General features: G+C 47.0%; 16 protein-coding genes. 3 read left to right on the top strand and 13 right to left on the bottom strand.

Annotation, left to right across the window (positions count from 1 at the left end; genetic code table 11):
- Positions 1–81: 81 nt before the first annotated feature.
- The 7 genes from H6626_04770 to H6626_04800 all read right to left on the bottom strand — a co-directional run bounded on the left by H6626_04770 (position 82) and on the right by H6626_04800 (position 5,590).
- Positions 82–513, bottom strand: a complete 432-nt coding sequence (locus tag H6626_04770; protein USN48405.1) for a hypothetical protein — start codon at positions 511–513, stop codon at positions 82–84.
- Positions 506–907 (bottom strand): cyclic nucleotide-binding domain-containing protein, encoded by a 402-nt coding sequence (locus H6626_04775; protein USN48956.1) that lies wholly within the window; start codon positions 905–907, stop codon positions 506–508. The genes H6626_04770 and H6626_04775 overlap by 8 nt, the downstream gene beginning before the upstream one ends.
- A 48-nt stretch (positions 908–955) precedes the next feature.
- On the bottom strand, positions 956–1,909 hold the full coding sequence (locus H6626_04780) for an aminotransferase class IV (protein ID USN48406.1): 954 nt from the start codon (positions 1,907–1,909) through the stop codon (positions 956–958).
- 21 nt (positions 1,910–1,930) lie between these two features.
- Positions 1,931–3,616, bottom strand: coding sequence for a hypothetical protein (locus H6626_04785; protein USN48407.1), 1,686 nt, complete (start codon positions 3,614–3,616; stop codon positions 1,931–1,933).
- Positions 3,617–3,776: 160 nt separating this feature from the next.
- The gene (locus H6626_04790) at positions 3,777–4,160 is read right to left on the bottom strand and encodes a CBS domain-containing protein (protein ID USN48408.1); all 384 of its coding nucleotides are present in this window, start codon (positions 4,158–4,160) and stop codon (positions 3,777–3,779) included.
- Between the two features lie 22 nt (positions 4,161–4,182).
- Positions 4,183–5,133 (bottom strand): universal stress protein, encoded by a 951-nt coding sequence (locus H6626_04795; GenBank protein ID USN48409.1) that lies wholly within the window; start codon positions 5,131–5,133, stop codon positions 4,183–4,185.
- Positions 5,134–5,182: 49 nt separating this feature from the next.
- A complete protein-coding gene (locus H6626_04800) occupies positions 5,183–5,590 on the bottom strand; it encodes a CBS domain-containing protein (protein ID USN48410.1) in 408 nt (135 codons plus the stop codon).
- A gap of 195 nt (positions 5,591–5,785) precedes the next feature.
- Between H6626_04800 and H6626_04805 the strand changes: the two genes are divergently transcribed.
- Complete coding sequence (locus tag H6626_04805; GenBank protein USN48411.1) at positions 5,786–6,991, top strand: hypothetical protein; 1,206 nt, start codon at positions 5,786–5,788, stop codon at positions 6,989–6,991.
- A 116-nt stretch (positions 6,992–7,107) separates the two neighbouring features.
- On the opposite strand, the gene H6626_04810 is transcribed toward H6626_04805, so the two are convergent.
- The 4 genes from H6626_04810 to H6626_04825 all read right to left on the bottom strand — a co-directional run bounded on the left by H6626_04810 (position 7,108) and on the right by H6626_04825 (position 11,177).
- Positions 7,108–7,944 (bottom strand): FkbM family methyltransferase, encoded by an 837-nt coding sequence (locus H6626_04810; GenBank protein USN48412.1) that lies wholly within the window; start codon positions 7,942–7,944, stop codon positions 7,108–7,110.
- A 6-nt stretch (positions 7,945–7,950) separates the two neighbouring features.
- Positions 7,951–8,757: a hypothetical protein gene (locus H6626_04815; protein ID USN48413.1), complete on the bottom strand. Its 807-nt coding sequence runs from the start codon at positions 8,755–8,757 to the stop codon at positions 7,951–7,953.
- 102 nt (positions 8,758–8,859) lie between these two features.
- Positions 8,860–9,738 (bottom strand): DMT family transporter, encoded by an 879-nt coding sequence (locus H6626_04820; protein ID USN48414.1) that lies wholly within the window; start codon positions 9,736–9,738, stop codon positions 8,860–8,862.
- A gap of 65 nt (positions 9,739–9,803) precedes the next feature.
- Positions 9,804–11,177, bottom strand: coding sequence for a TIGR01777 family protein (locus tag H6626_04825; protein ID USN48415.1), 1,374 nt, complete (start codon positions 11,175–11,177; stop codon positions 9,804–9,806).
- Positions 11,178–11,288: 111 nt separating this feature from the next.
- On the opposite strand from H6626_04825, the gene H6626_04830 reads away from it, so the two are divergent.
- The gene (locus H6626_04830; protein USN48416.1) at positions 11,289–12,308 is read left to right on the top strand and encodes a MerR family transcriptional regulator; all 1,020 of its coding nucleotides are present in this window, start codon (positions 11,289–11,291) and stop codon (positions 12,306–12,308) included.
- Positions 12,308–13,624, top strand: coding sequence for an AarF/ABC1/UbiB kinase family protein (locus tag H6626_04835; GenBank protein ID USN48417.1), 1,317 nt, complete (start codon positions 12,308–12,310; stop codon positions 13,622–13,624). The genes H6626_04830 and H6626_04835 overlap by 1 nt, the downstream gene beginning before the upstream one ends.
- Here H6626_04835 and H6626_04840 read toward each other — a convergent pair.
- Positions 13,621–14,325, bottom strand: coding sequence for a 3'-5' exonuclease (locus H6626_04840; protein USN48418.1), 705 nt, complete (start codon positions 14,323–14,325; stop codon positions 13,621–13,623). The two genes, H6626_04835 and H6626_04840, sit on opposite strands and share 4 nt — an antisense overlap.
- A gap of 59 nt (positions 14,326–14,384) precedes the next feature.
- The gene (locus H6626_04845) at positions 14,385–14,789 is read right to left on the bottom strand and encodes a YbaN family protein (protein USN48419.1); all 405 of its coding nucleotides are present in this window, start codon (positions 14,787–14,789) and stop codon (positions 14,385–14,387) included.

Here is a 14,789-nt window from a genome sequence, read left to right on the forward strand (position 1 = left end):
AAAGAACTAACGTTCAACAAGTTTGAGTGTGTATCAGCAAATTGAAATCAAATCAATAAAGATTATGTAATATGGCCGCCCTCACAAATCCATGTCTACAACACAGACCAATTGAGCTTGCTCAATGAGGGGATCTTGAGGTGGCTTATAAGTTAAACGAGCCTCATAAATTTTCTTCGAGCCCGCGATGGGCCGAAAACCCGCAACCACAGTGGTGTAAGCTGCATTTCTCAGATCATATATCATCAGGTTCACAGCTTGCTTGGGCAGATAGTACATATCCACTAAAAACGAAATCTCTTCTGTCTTGGCGTCGAGAAAATCTTTATCGTAGCTAGCCACATCTAGCGTCAATTTCTCGTAGCTGCCATCCACATAGCTCACAAAACCTACGCACGTTAACTGGTCACGATCCACTGGCGGAGCTTCCATCGCCAAAGCCTGTGCTCCAAACGCTAGAACCAAACTCCACAACACCCAAAACCCTGTTTTAATACTTCGAATTTCACTCACCCCGTAACTCCTCAATTTTTTTCTCTAAGTCTTTATCGACAATTTTTGCTTTTCGAATAATTTCGTCAGTCGCCTTTAAACGCACCACTAAACTTTCTAAAATCGAGGCTGCCCAATCAGGAAGTGTTTCCAGCAGAGACTTGTAACCTTCCGCTGCAATTTTAATACACACTACATCTGTCAGGGCCTGGGCAGTGGCTGAACGAGGTTCTTCAAGCAACAGTGCAAACTCTCCAATGGCCTGGCCGTCGTCCACAACAGCCAGAGGGATTTTGCTCCCCTCATCGTCTGTCATGAAAATTTCAACTTTTCCTGATTTAATGATGTAAAAAAACTGCGTCTCATCACCTTCAATAAAAAGGTAATCGCCTTTTTGAAAATGAAGTTCGTCTATAAAGTCTTCTACCGATTCGAATCCCACAGGTTCATGGTCTCCAATCCTTTAACTTGATGCAATATTTTTCCGCAAAAGGTCTAGGCATCGACGAGCCACGGGCCCCACCACTCCAGCTCCCACGGCCTTTCCTGCAAACTCCACCACTGGCAAAACATCAAGGGTCGTTCCGATTAACATCATCTCTTTGGCATTTTCTATATCTTGCATGGAAATGGAAGCTTCTCTAACAGCCACAAGCTCTCCTGATTTCACAAGTTCGGCGGCTAACAACTCAAGCCTTTTTAACGTGGTCCCTTGCAAAGTATGATCAAAACTCGGGAACAAAAGCTCGTCATCTTCAGACACTAAAGCAATATTCTCTGTGGATCCCTCACCAAGAAGCCCCTCTTGAGTGAACGAAACTGTAAAGTCAAAACCCTTATCCACAGCTTCTTTTTTCATCATCACATTAGGAAGATAATTGCAACTCTTCACCTTGGCCATCCAACCGTCTTTGATTGGCACATCACTTCGCCCCACGCGCACCCCTTTTTCATATTTTTCTGTAACCACTGGTTGATAGCGTGTGGCCACAATATAAATCTGACTGGCCACACACTCATAGGGGTTGGTTGAAAACCCTCCAGGGCCGCGCGAGACATAGAGCCGAAACAGCACGTCTTTTGGGCCGGCAGCCGCATAGACTTGCTTAATCACATCCACCAACGAATTTCGATCCATAGGTAATTCCATTTGAATCGCTTTTGATGATCGCTCCAATCTGTCAAGATGCTCCTTGAGTAAAAAATAATTTCCATTAAGCACCTTAAACGCCTCAAATACGCCATCACCGCGATGAACCAAATGATCATCTATTGGCACCCACATAAAAGCCGGCGATTTCACAATTCCACCCAGCCATGAAGAGTACATGGCCAAATAATTTTTTTGATTGTCGTGGGTCAAGGCCATCATTTTCTGGGTGGCTTCAGATTTAGAAAGTACAGGGACGGACGCCATTATTTCACTCCTGGGCTTCAACTACAGAGTTTGCATATAGAGAATAAGATCCCGCTTATCTTGGGTTGATAATATCTCCTTTCCATTTTTAATAAAGATATTTTCATCATGCCCAATCGAACTCATCCCCGCGCGAGCCGTGTCGTAGAAAGCCTCACTTCGCTGTTTCCAGTGGGCCGGTACATTTTCGGCCAACGGATAACCATTGCACTCCTTATCAAAATCAGTGCCGGGATCATTGGCCGGCCCCGGCCAGTAAGCCTTGGGCCGCTCTTCACTGCGGGTGAGTACCGCACAAAGACTCGGCATGGAATTATTATGCATATAAGGCCACCTTGCCCAAATCCCTACCAGCGGTGGCGGCACGTAGCCTTTTTGTGCTTTAATCACTGTTCCGTGTTTACTAGATATGGCCAATTGATTCAATGCCAGCAACGACCGCATTCCCTGCCACCGAAGCGGATCCGTACCCACATTTTTCACCGGGGTCCGCTCAAGATAGTGCACTTGAACGGTTGTTAGCTGCTCTTCAAGTGACCCACTCTCCGACCCCGGCTGATGGTAACCCTTTTCATACTCCCCGTGGCATTTTGAACAGCGACGAACATAGATTCGCTCACCCCTTTGAACACGATCGAGATCAAAATGTTCGACTGGAAAAAAATCGGTAAATTTTGGAGCTTCTGCACTAAACACGGCCGTTGTCAGCTCTTCTACTATTTCTTCATTCTCACCTAACCAACTTTCTAGCTCGTACAGGTCAGCACCCCGACCTATTTCGTTCCATAAAAAATTCGTGAACACCGGATTGCCTGAGACCACGGATCCATCGGACAAATATCGATTCTTATATTTCACGTTCCACCACACCGCAGGTTTGCTATCAGCAGGCACCTCAGCTAGTGGCTCTGACCGAGGATTTGTGGCATATTCCTCGCTGAACGTGAGATACTCATCTGGGTTTCGGTGGGCCACGGACAAGGCCACTTGCGCTAGTGAAGTGTCAAGGCCCAGCACCTGCGGCTTTCGACTTCCAATAAACTGACTGCGGTACTTGCTTCGTTCAAACATTTCTATTTCGCCATCAGTGGCCCCTGTGGCCATGCGAAACATAAACGAAGAGGCTTGAGTCAACGTCTTGGTGCCAGCCACAAAAAACTCATTGGCCCGTGGAAACCGAGTGGTTAACCCCAAAATAGGTCGCCCAAATAACTTTTCAGCGTGGCACCCCGCGCAGCTGACGGTGAAAGCTGTGTCCGAACCTATCTCTCTCAAGGTTATGCCCATGCGGTAGCTGGGCTTTCCCTCCCTCTCGGGGTAAGGAATGTAATAGGCTCCATCCCCTTCTGATTCAGGATAGTGATAAAGGCCCAAGGCCTTTGCCATTTGATCAAAACTTTTAAATTGCGCCACCCACGGCATTAACTTTCGAAGCCACCGCCTTAATAGATTTTCATCGTTAGATTCATAAAAGTTTTTAAGAGCCTCATAGGGTAACAACAAGCCTGTTGGTCCCACTGGATATCGCAGTCCATGACCACGTCCGGCACTGATGCCTTCAGGAAGTTCTGATTCGGCCAAACCAAAAGGGTTACTTACCCCACCTGAGGGAATTTTTCGCCGCTCAGACCAATCAGCGGCATCACTGAAGTTTGACGAAGTAAGTGCCAGAATGAAAACACCTATGGCTAATGCTGACCGTCCCATTTGCCCCCCAATCAGCGCCAAATGAAAATCCGTCGGCGCGGCTTCTGTGACAGTCTATTGAAGCATGGAATTGGGGAGACAAAAACAAAGGCCCCGACGGAGGTCGAGGCCAGAGTTTAAAAGTTCAAATGATTCTAAAAAATGAGACGAGTAGAAAAACCTAGAGCCGACTGATTAGGGCCTCTAGGGCGTTTGACACAGTGAAAATTCCCACTGGCTTGTTGTTCGCACCCACAACGACGGCACTTCCAAATCGGTGTTTATTCATCTCTTCCGCAACGACCTTTAACGGTGTGTCCGGAGAAACCGAATAGGGATCTTCTGTCATAGCCTCACTCACAGGCAACTCTTCTGAGTTTGAAAAAGTGGAAACCAACTTAATGTCACGATCACTCAATATTCCCACAACTTTTCCGCCATGCAAAACCGGCAAATGCCGACAGCCATATTCGTGCATCATTTCCATGGCTTTTTTAAGCGATAGGTCTTCATTGATTGTGTGAGGCATTTCTGTCATGAAATCTTTAACTGTAGGCGTAGACATATTTTTACTCCTTTAACGAAATTTATTTTGACGCTTGTGCGATCCACACAGGAATTTCACTGCTTCGCAAAACCTGCTGAGCCACGCTTCCCAATAGCACAGAGCTCACTGGTCCCGACTGAGTGGGCAGCACGATCACGTCCATTTTTTGTTGATTTGCAAATTGCACGATGGAATCCGATACGGCCTGCATTTTATCCTCAATCATGACTTTTGCAGGTACACCAGCAGCCTTGGCCAAATCTTGAAGCCTTTTCATTTTCGCGCCAAAGAGCTTTTTCTGACGTTTTGCGTATTCTTTTGCCATCACTTCCCCGCTAGGTGATCGAAATTGTTCGTACTCCGATATGGGAATTAACGGGAATTCCACTTGATGCAAGATTGTCACCTTGCCGCGCATTTTTTTTACCATTGGCAAAATGTTTTTAAACGAATTCACTGATGGCTCTGAGAAATCTGTAGCAAACAAGATGTTTTTAAATTCCGAAGGACTGGCTGTCTTTGGATTCACTACCAAAATCGGAACTGTGGAACTCTGACAAAGAGTTTCAGCAAAACTTCCTAAGAACAATTTAGATAGACCTTTTCGCGAATGGGATCCCACCACAATCATGCTGGCCTTTTGCTTTTTCGCAAAATCCACAAGTTTCTTGACTGCATTTCTTCGGCCCGAATCTTTTGAAGTGAGAACCACCGGTGCTTTGATGTTTTTTAGCTTTAATTTTTTGATTAAAGCCATCACCATGTCGGGGATGGCTGATTCGTAACTCCAAAGTTCAGCCCGCTCCAACATATGAACCAAAAGTTCATTCTGCCGTTCGGTAATCACCGTTACAGGCTTGATCTCCAGGCCCGTTTGCGAGGCCAAAGTTTCAAGCGCGCCGGCCACCTTTTGATTCACCTTTGGGTCTTCGGCCGCCGGGTCCACAGCCCAAATGATCGATCCCGCTGTCAGCTGTTTTTGTTTTGCCATTTCTCAAGCCACCTTTCGACAATTACAAATACAAATTAAACTTCCACCTTTATCGATGAAACTTCTGCCGGGTCACTTCGGCCAAGGCTTGCAAAGAATCAATCACAGTGAAAATTCCAACCAGTTTGTTGTTATCTACAACAAGAGCACTTCCAAATTTCTTTTCAGCCATAATTTCGGCCACTTCATCAATGGTTGCCGCTGGCTCTACGGTGAATACTTCATCTTCACACACATCACCCACTTTTACCTTGGCCGGGTCGGTTCCCGCAAATGCCAACACAGACTTGACGTCTTTATCGCTGAGAAGACCCACAAGCTTTCCGGCTCGAGTCACCGGCAAATGGCGAATGTTGTTTTCTCGCATAAGGGTCTCTGCCTTATCGATGGTTTGCTCATAGTCTACAGTGTGAGGAACCACGGTCATGTACTTACTAATTTGAGGGATTTGTTTCATATTTATGTCCTTTCAATGATTTCACGATGATTAATGACAGTATTGGCAGCCAAAATCAAATTAAACCCCACCCAATGAGCGAAAAACCGCTGGCTTTTGAGTCGGAGTCGGGCCTCATTGCCGCTCCTCAGCAACCACCTAACCTTGTCTTCTATCTACGTCCGCCCTATTCTAACAAAAAAGGGGAATGTTTCTATGAGATACACCGTCTTCCATTGGATTTTTCGACTCGTGATACCCGTTCTACTTTTAACTGTGGTGGCTCGTTGCAGCTCTAAAAGCTCGTCTCCTGATATCCCTGACAGCTCTTGGCAAAGCAACATGCATGGCCTCTCTTCTACGCTCATGGAAATCTACCCACTCGTAGTCAGCAAAGACCAGTTTGAGCAACCTGAAAATTTTCATCGTATAGAAAAGTCCACTGATCGATTGCTAAAGCTTGCTCGAGACTTGAATGAAAACCATGAAAAAGCGGCAGCTATCGATAAAGATCCAAGCCTTAAACTCATTGCAGCAAGCTTTGAAAGAGAGCTCTCGACAGCCGCTGAAGGTTTGCGCTTGGGCAAGCGAAGCTACTCGCGATATGTCCTCAAGAATGCCACCAATTACTGCATTCAGTGTCACACACGTGGCACCTGGGGACCTGAAGTGGCCACCTGGAAAGAAGATCCGCGACTTAAATTGCTTGAACCCAACGAAAAAGCCGAGATCATGTTGGCTGTTCGTGACTTTAACGGTGCACTAGAAGTTTACAAAAATGTCCTGAACGACCCTCGATCCTACGAGAAAACCCCCTTTGCATGGGAACAGGCCGCAAGAAATGCATTGAACTTGGCAATTAGGGTTAAAAAAGACCCTGATCTGGCATTAGCCCTCACCGATCAGATTTTATCTACGCCCAAACGCGCCTTATTTTTAAAAAACGATGCCCGTAGTTGGCGCCGACAAATTGTAAAATGGAAGTTTGATGAAAAAAGACTGAAAAATTTAAAAGACAAAGACAAGCTGGCTGTAGCTAAGAAAATTTTAGACGAAGCTCACAAAAAACAAACCCTAGTGAATCAAGGCTTGTCTTACATTCACTTTTTACGGGCCTCAGGCCTGCTTCATGAATTTCTTCGAAGCCAGCCGAGCAAGTCCCAAGCGGCCGAAGCGTACTTCTTGCTAGGTCAAGCCTATGAAGGTCAAAAATCCGATCGCCTCTCTGCACTGGATGAGTATTACTACAAAGCTTGTATCAACCAACTTCCCCATAGCGAACTTTCCATGAAGTGCTACACCCGCTATGAAGAAATCATGTATTTCGACTTCTCAGGAAGCGGCGGACTAGCCATGCCCCCAAGCGCCCTCACATATCTCAACTACCTAAGGGAGCTAGCCGCACCGAAAAAAGCGGAATAAGGAAAAGGTATCCTCCAAAAGGTATCGGATTACTTTTGGTAGCAATGGTGCGTCACTTTGGTGACGCGCTATTGCTACCAAAAGTAATCCGATACCTTTTGGAGGATACCTTTCCGCTACTTTATGAAAAAGTAATTCATATAGGGGTAGTCTTCTTTAAACTCTGTGGTGGGGATTAAATCCCCTCTTCGATTTAACATATGGGCCATAAAGCCACGATCAGAAAACCACACTAGTATTTCTTGGGCAGAGGTGCCCGCTTGCTTTAAGTTGGGCTCGTTGAGTTCCACACAAAATACGCGAGAGCCCGGCGCCTCAGTAATGGCTACAGCTCCTTGCAACACATGAAGTTCGTGCCCCTCCACATCAATTTTAATCAAGTCGGGAAGTTGATGACCCAGAACTCCTTCATTCCAAAGAGAATCCAGGGTTTTGGCCTGGCACTTTATAGTCTCGCCCTGCCCTCTTTGTTCACCCTCAGAAACTACCTGTCCCCAGCCCGACTCGGACTCACCAAAAGAGGCAAAACTCACCTCCCCTTCTTGATCAGACAAACAGTAGGGAAAGATCTCGTAATGACTGAACTGATTGAGTTCCATGTTGCCGGCAAATTCTTTTCTGTTATTCGGCATGGGCTCGAAGGCCAATATTTGAATTTGTGGGTTCTCACTGGCGGCTAAGGCGCTGAAATATCCAATGTTCGCACCTATGTCGAAAAACACCTGACTTTTTTTGGCCAGTGGTCGAAAGGCCACTTCGGTTTCAGGTTCATGGTTTCCTTTTATGAACATACGACGCTGAATGCGATCCTTGAGGCGAAGATTCAAACGAAAACCAGGTCGCATGGTCTGCGTGACAAAGGCGGATGTCGGGGGGCTTAACTTAAGTAAGGCTCCCCCTAAAAAAAGCTTGCCCGGAAACTGAGGTAACCGGGCATACCACGATAGGTTCATGTTGAACTAAAATTTAAATGAAAGTTTCGCTGTGTACTTGGTGCTATCAAGAACCTGCCCCACTTCAGCCGCCAATCGGAACAACAAAAGATTCAATTGGGCACCCACGAAGTATTGCATGCCTGACTTCGATGCTGAGGCACTTGTTCCGCTGGTCAAACTGGGATCAAAAAAGTCGGCAACAGCAAGAGCATTTGTCAAACTCACGTCACCACTGGCCGAAATAAATCCAAGGCCGGCATAGGGCTCAATTACAACAAAACTGCGGCTCGCCACGGCAGTCAAACCATACGAAGTACTGGCGTATTCCACATCCGTCGCCACTGAGTTAACAGTTTGCGAAAATTTAAGCTCACTATTGGTGTAGTGAAGCCGCAACGCCAAGTCCAGAGGCAAACTCAAAATAGAATCGGTCATCGTCCACTTCACCGCTAAACCCAAGTTGCTCATATTAAAATCACCAGAGTCCATACTTGGAAAATAATTGATTTCGCCTGTGATTCCCATGGGCACTGATACAGCCGCTAGAAGATTCAAGTGAGGAATCCCGGCGATGTCTGCATTGGGATCCACTTGCTTGGCTAAATCATTCACACCCGGTGTTTGAGATAAACCCGCGAGTACACCCACTTCCACGCCAAATACAGTGCCAAGACTGGACGCCGGAGACACCGACGTGAATGCAAAGTTCGATGTGAAATCTCCAACTATTTTTTCAAGATCACTTCCATCAATACTAGTAAACGATGGTGCCGCAGCAAAACTCACCGCAGAATAAATCAGGCCAGCCAAAAACACGAGTAACCGCTTCATATATACCCCCTCATAAAGATTAAAGAATTTTAATATTGCAAATAACGTTGATGCAAGAGATCCGTCACACCCTGCAGCGCAAAAAAACTTCGTCCACGCACTCTATGATTGGCCGAGTAAAATAAAAAATCCAGCGGCAAACAGGGTAAAGGCCCCTAGCAAATACCGACTGGGCCATTCTTTTCGATAAACGCACTCAACAATGGCCGCAAACATAGGACCCGTAATACCTATAGCTGCCACACTGGCCAAATGCCCGCCTTTAATGGCCTCAAGATAAAGCAACAAAGCCAAAAAAGTGCCCGCAAAACTGGCAACCACAATCAACGATTGTTGTTTTTTTGACCACCGATAGAGATTTTTGAAGAGCCCCAAGGGATAAAATTGACTAAATATGAAAAAACCCAACACGGCACTTAAACAGCGATAAAAGTGGCCCTCAATAGCCCCAATGTGAGGAGCGTTATCAAACCCGTATCGACTTAAAAGAACGCCGGCAGAATCAATCAACACCGCCACCAGTGCAAACAATAACCCTTTGATTTCCCAGCGAGCGGTTTTTTTAAAGTTCTCTAGCGAAAACAAAAACAAACAGCCGAGCAAAAACACAATGGCCACAAGTTTACTGGCGTCCATTTCTTGCCCTAGCCACAAATAACCAAAAAATCCTAAAAATACGGGCTGAAAACCAAATAACACCAAGCTGCGAGTGACCCCGAGGCGCACAAAGGCACTGAGCAGGAAAAGATCTCCCACAGCCAGTCCAATAAATCCACTGAGCAAAAAGGCCCCGAGTGAGTTTAAGGCGAGATCATTAAACCCGCCCATCATCAATACGGCAAAGAAGCTGGCTATCAATGCGACAAAAGCTTTAAAGGCATTCATCCAGTAGGCCGACACCTGCCTGGAGAAAGTCATGTAAACCAAAGAGGCCACAGAAAAACTGATATTGGCCCCTAGGGCGAACAAATAGCTGGACATTCTTGTTTACCATTTCGAAAGGTAATCCCCCACTTGGGGGTACCGCGAAATCCTATTTGAAAAGCCTATTTGTTCAGACCAAAAAGCTCACGGATTTTTTTCCGCCGATATGAAAAAATATTCTTCACATCGGACCGCACAAAGGACGAAGCCCCCAGTTGACCCAGGTAGCCAAGGGGCACTTTAAAACTCACTCGGTCCACCAGTAACGTGCCACCAGCCAAATCCTCAAACGAATGCGTGTGATGCCAAAAACGGTAAGGCCCCTTTGTCTGCTCGTCCACAAAACGATCTTCCGGTTGCCACTGACTGATCACTGACTGCCAACGGGCCGGCACGCCGTGAATCTTCAATCGGTAATCAATCAAGGTGCCCTCTTCAATGGCGGACGTGCTTTTACCGATCACATGAAAACTCAAATTGGGTGGAGTAATGGTCTGCAAGTTGTTTTCATCGGCAAAAAATGGAAACACAGTTTCACGTGTTTTATTGACCCACTGTTGAAACTCCAAAACCTGTGCCCCATCGTGGGGGTATAATTCTGAAAGGGCTTCCTCTAATGAAGAGTATCGAAAATCAAAGCCGGCCAATAATGCTTTTTCTGGGGCACACCTTTGACTTCCAAGTAGTACATTGGCCATTTCTCCTTTCAAGAACCGCAACATCATTTGAGGCACAGGCAAAAATGTCCAGCTGTTAAAACGAGCGTTCAATGCCTTAGTAAAATCAAGATTCGAAACCGGATGAGGCGCAACCCCGTTAATCACTCCCCGCACGTCAGAATTCTCCATGGCAAAAACAAAAAGGCGTGCGACATCATCCAGGTGCACCCAACTGATCCACTGCTTGCCACTTCCCAGAGCCCCCAAAACCTGGTTTCGAGCCAAGGGATCGAGCTGAGTTAAGGCTCCGCCGCCATGACCTAGCACCACACCAATGCGGACACTCACCCACCGCGTAGAAGTTTGTGTGAACCCTCGCTCAACTTCGCCCTCCCACGCCTCACACACCTCGGACAAAAATCCATCACCTCGCGCGGTTTCTTCAGCGAGAATTTCATCACCCCGGTCCCCATAAAAACCAATTGCTGAGGCAGACACAAACGCTTTGGGCTCCACACTAAAAGCCTTTAAGGACTGAATGAGATCTTTTGTACCCTGAACTCGCGACTGATGAATCTCAGATTTGACTTTCTCCGACCAGCGCTTATCCGCCACAGGCTCTCCGGCTAAATGAATCACAGCTTCAACATTTTGAACGGCCGCCTCAGGCAACGGGCCTTGCCCCGCCCATTCGTGAACTTCACAGGGCAGATCAAATCGGTCGCTGAAATTCTTCGAAGACCGCGTGAGCACCACCAGACTGTGACCGTTTTTCAGCAAATAATAGGCAATACGTCGCCCCAAAAAACCTGTGGCCCCGGTCATCAATACCCGCATAAAAGTCTCCTTGTACCATTCATTTTGATCCTACGAGCCAATATCGAGTTTTGTCAAATTAACTTAGACAACTATTTGACACCCATGCAGGCGAAAAATAGACTGCCTTTTATGGACAACAAAGCCATGGGTCTATTGACCGTAAACACAGTTTCTCGACTAGCCAATATCTCAGCCCACTCGCTGCGCGCCTGGGAGCGTCGTTATAATGCGGTCACCCCCCAGCGTTCACCTTCAGGTCGACGCTCTTATACAGTGAAAGACGTGGAGCGCCTGCGGATTTTAAAAAATCTTGTGGACCATGGGTTCACCATCGGTCGAATCGCCAACCTCCCCGATAGTGAATTGCTCACCTTAGTGACCCAAATCCAACGAACACCCGAAGCCACCAAGACAAATTCGTCAACCCCATTGACCCTTCCCGCGCCCCGGCAATTAAGTCTAAGTGCTCAGGCCGAGCAATCACCATGGATCAGAGAACTACTGCAAGACCTTCTCGACTACAAACTCACACAGGTGGCCCAACATTTATTTCGTGCGAGAAATCAAATGGCGGCCCGCTCCTTTGTTGTGGAATTTATCTCGCCCTTACTAGCTGAAGTAGGGCACTTGTCTTCAATTGGTGAGCTGTCCGTCTCGCAGGAACACGCCCTCTCAGCTATCTTGCGTGACCAAATTTCACAACTGCATGTGAACTTGGTCGCTGCAAACTTCGATGGCGCATCCGTTAAAATGGCCCTCGCCACCAGAGAGGGTGACCTTCATGAGTTTGGTATCATTTTGTCAAATGTGCTGCTTCGTCATCACGGCATTAGCACTCATTACTTTGGCGCCAATCTTCCAGCCTCGGCACTAGCGGACGCCATGAATGCCCTAAAAATCACGCATGTGGTGTTAGGCAACACGCCTCTTCCTCCTGAGTTAGAAAAGGTTACATTAGGTGAGTACATCCGTGAACTCGTGCATTTGGTGAAACATCCCTTTCAAATTTGGGTGGGCGGAAAAAACACTCAACTTAATTTATATGGCCCCGCGAGCGACCAAGTGGTACTTGTCCCTAGCCTTACTGATCTTGACCAGATGGCCGATGAATTAGTAGCAACACGCCTTAGGACTGCAGGACCCACTTGATGGCATCAAAAAAAATCTCTCGATTAAAAACCGGTGTATTCTCGCGGCAGATGAAACTTGCCAAAATGATTGTCCAATCGGGAGCCCAGGCGGCCGCCACCTCCTTTGATGTTTGGATGAATCAAGACAACAGGGAAAGTCTCACTGAAGAATATCTAAAAAAACAAGCCCGACTTTGGGCTGACGAATTGGGGCAACTCAAAGGCAGCGCAATGAAAGTGGGACAGATGCTTTCTGTTTACGGCGAGCACTTTTTGCCTCCAAAGGCCAATGAGTTTTTGCGCACTCTACAAAAAGATTCACCCGCTGTGGACTGGGCAGTGATGAAAAAGCAACTTCACCAAGAATTGGGAAGCCAACTTGAGGCCCTGGTTGTAGACCCAACACCCATAGGTACCGCATCCATCGGTCAAGTCCACAAAGCCCAACACAAATCCAGTGGCCAGTGGTTGGCGTTGAAGATTCAATATCCCGGAGTCGACAAAGCCGTGCACAGTGATTTGAAAGCACTTAAAACCATGTTGCAACTGGCAAAGCTGTTGCCTAAATCTGAGCGCACCGACTCTTTGTTCGCGGAAGTGAACGAAATGTTAAATCAAGAGATGGATTACACTTGCGAACTCCGCCTCATGGAGCAATATCGGTCGCATTTGGCAGGCAACGAAGACTATCTCATTCCAAAAACCTTTCCTGAGTTTTGTTCTCAGCGAGTGCTCGCCACTGAGTACATCGAAGGGGTCAGCGTGACCAGCCCTGAATTGGGCCAATGGCCGCAAGAGCGCCGCAACAAAGTGGCTGAGATATATCTTAAACTGTACCTTGAAGAACTTTTTTCTTGGGCCTTGGTGCAAACCGACCCCCATGTGGGCAATTACCTAATCAAACCAGGCCCCCACCGTGACCAACTGGTTTTATTTGATTTTGGTGCCACTCGAAATGTGGAACCTGAATTTATAGAACCCTATCGACAGCTGGTTTTATCGGCCGCAAGAAAAGACCGGTCTCAGCTCATGGAAGCCTCAGAGAAAATTGGTTTTGTGCTGCCTGAAGATTCTGATGTTTTACGCCAACACTACATAGATCTTTGTGATTTGATCGTCGAGCCCTTTATGGATGACATCATCTACGATTTTTCAGACTCTGACTTACCTAAACGAGTGGTGCAAAAAGGCCGTGATTTGATCTCTGCGTTTCACCTGCGCGTACCTCCCCACCAAACTATGTTTTTAGATCGAAAACTAGGCGGTTCCTTTACGTTTTTATCTCTGCTCGGCGCTAAGATTGCCCCAAGAAAGTGGCTTGAGCCCTACCTTTAGTTGAGCTCATGCACACTGATATCAAAGGGAAATACTCCGGGATTTGCGTCGCAGGCTTTCATGGATTTCACCCAAATGCGACGACCGGCATCCCATCGAAATCCCATCTTTTTTGCCTCTTCGCGCTCGTCATAGGTCACATGAGACACCACTTCCACATTGGGACTCTTTTGCCGCACCAACACCTCATCAAAATCAAACTGAGACAATAGCTGTAGCATGGTGATCACATCAAAAAGTGCCCGGTGGGAATAGGGATTAAACACACCATAATCGGCAGCCACATGGGTGAGTTTTCTGGATGACACCCGATTCGAAAAAGGAAGATCATACAAAGTGTCGATCCATGGTTTTGATGGATCAGCCACAAATCCACAACGCATCAACTCGTTTTCATAAAAGGACCGATCAAAACTCACATTGTGAGCCACCACATAGTCACATTGACTCACCAAATCCTGCAAACGAGAAAAAGCCGCCACCCCGTCTTCACCAAAGCGGTCTATATCTTCTTGGGTGATCCCTGTCACTTCTGTGATTTCAGGCGGGAGTTGAATATGGGGTTCGGGCTTAATCAATTCTGAAAAAAGCTGCACAGGTCTTCGTCGATCGGTATCCCAAACCACGGCACCGATTTCGATCACGCGATTCTCAGTGGCATCAAGACCGGTGGTCTCAAAATCTAGGCCTAGTATTAACATGAATCCCCCTTTACGCTTAATCAGGCAGATCCTTTTTCTAATGACAAATTCTTCACAATTCAAGATTGAAATTGGTCTTGCACTTCTTGAGGTGGGGCCGAGGGCTTTGACCAAATGTAAACAAGCACTGACACAATCACAGAAACATAGCCCCATCGCGCCCACAACGGCAACGGCACCCAATACAGTGTGCCCGCTGACCCAGCAACAATCACCACGGAGGCCAACACCTTGGCCCGCAACCGGATGACTTTATATTGCTCCCAATCTCGGAGCATTGGCCCTACACGGGGCCGCGTTAAAAGCCAGTGATGCCAGCGGGGCGAGCTTTTTGAAAAAAAGAACGCCGCCACCAGTAAAAAAGGAACCGTGGGCATCACTGGAAGCACGGCGCCAACTAACCCTAAGCCCACAAACAAAAAACCCAAGGCCTTAAAAATATTTCTCTGTATTCTCTTTGTCAC

The sequence above is a fragment of the Pseudobdellovibrionaceae bacterium genome (assembly GCA_023898385.1).
Lineage (GTDB): Bacteria > Bdellovibrionota > Bdellovibrionia > Bdellovibrionales > UBA1609.

Excerpts from the sequence above, each read along its gene's own strand:
- H6626_04780 (USN48406.1), bottom strand. The coding sequence starts at position 1,909 with ATGGCGTCCGTCCCTGTACTTTCTAAATCTGAAGCCACCCAGAAAATG.
- H6626_04785 (USN48407.1), bottom strand. The coding sequence starts at position 3,616 with ATGGGACGGTCAGCATTAGCCATAGGTGTTTTCATTCTGGCACTTACT.
- H6626_04790 (USN48408.1), bottom strand. The coding sequence starts at position 4,160 with ATGTCTACGCCTACAGTTAAAGATTTCATGACAGAAATGCCTCACACA.
- H6626_04795 (USN48409.1), bottom strand. The coding sequence starts at position 5,133 with ATGGCAAAACAAAAACAGCTGACAGCGGGATCGATCATTTGGGCTGTG.
- H6626_04800 (USN48410.1), bottom strand. The coding sequence starts at position 5,590 with ATGAAACAAATCCCTCAAATTAGTAAGTACATGACCGTGGTTCCTCAC.
- H6626_04805 (USN48411.1), top strand. The coding sequence starts at position 5,786 with ATGAGATACACCGTCTTCCATTGGATTTTTCGACTCGTGATACCCGTT.
- H6626_04810 (USN48412.1), bottom strand. The coding sequence starts at position 7,944 with ATGAACCTATCGTGGTATGCCCGGTTACCTCAGTTTCCGGGCAAGCTT.
- H6626_04815 (USN48413.1), bottom strand. The coding sequence starts at position 8,757 with ATGAAGCGGTTACTCGTGTTTTTGGCTGGCCTGATTTATTCTGCGGTG.
- H6626_04820 (USN48414.1), bottom strand. The coding sequence starts at position 9,738 with ATGTCCAGCTATTTGTTCGCCCTAGGGGCCAATATCAGTTTTTCTGTG.
- H6626_04825 (USN48415.1), bottom strand. The coding sequence starts at position 11,177 with ATGCGGGTATTGATGACCGGGGCCACAGGTTTTTTGGGGCGACGTATT.
- H6626_04830 (USN48416.1), top strand. The coding sequence starts at position 11,289 with ATGGACAACAAAGCCATGGGTCTATTGACCGTAAACACAGTTTCTCGA.
- H6626_04835 (USN48417.1), top strand. The coding sequence starts at position 12,308 with ATGGCATCAAAAAAAATCTCTCGATTAAAAACCGGTGTATTCTCGCGG.
- H6626_04840 (USN48418.1), bottom strand. The coding sequence starts at position 14,325 with ATGTTAATACTAGGCCTAGATTTTGAGACCACCGGTCTTGATGCCACT.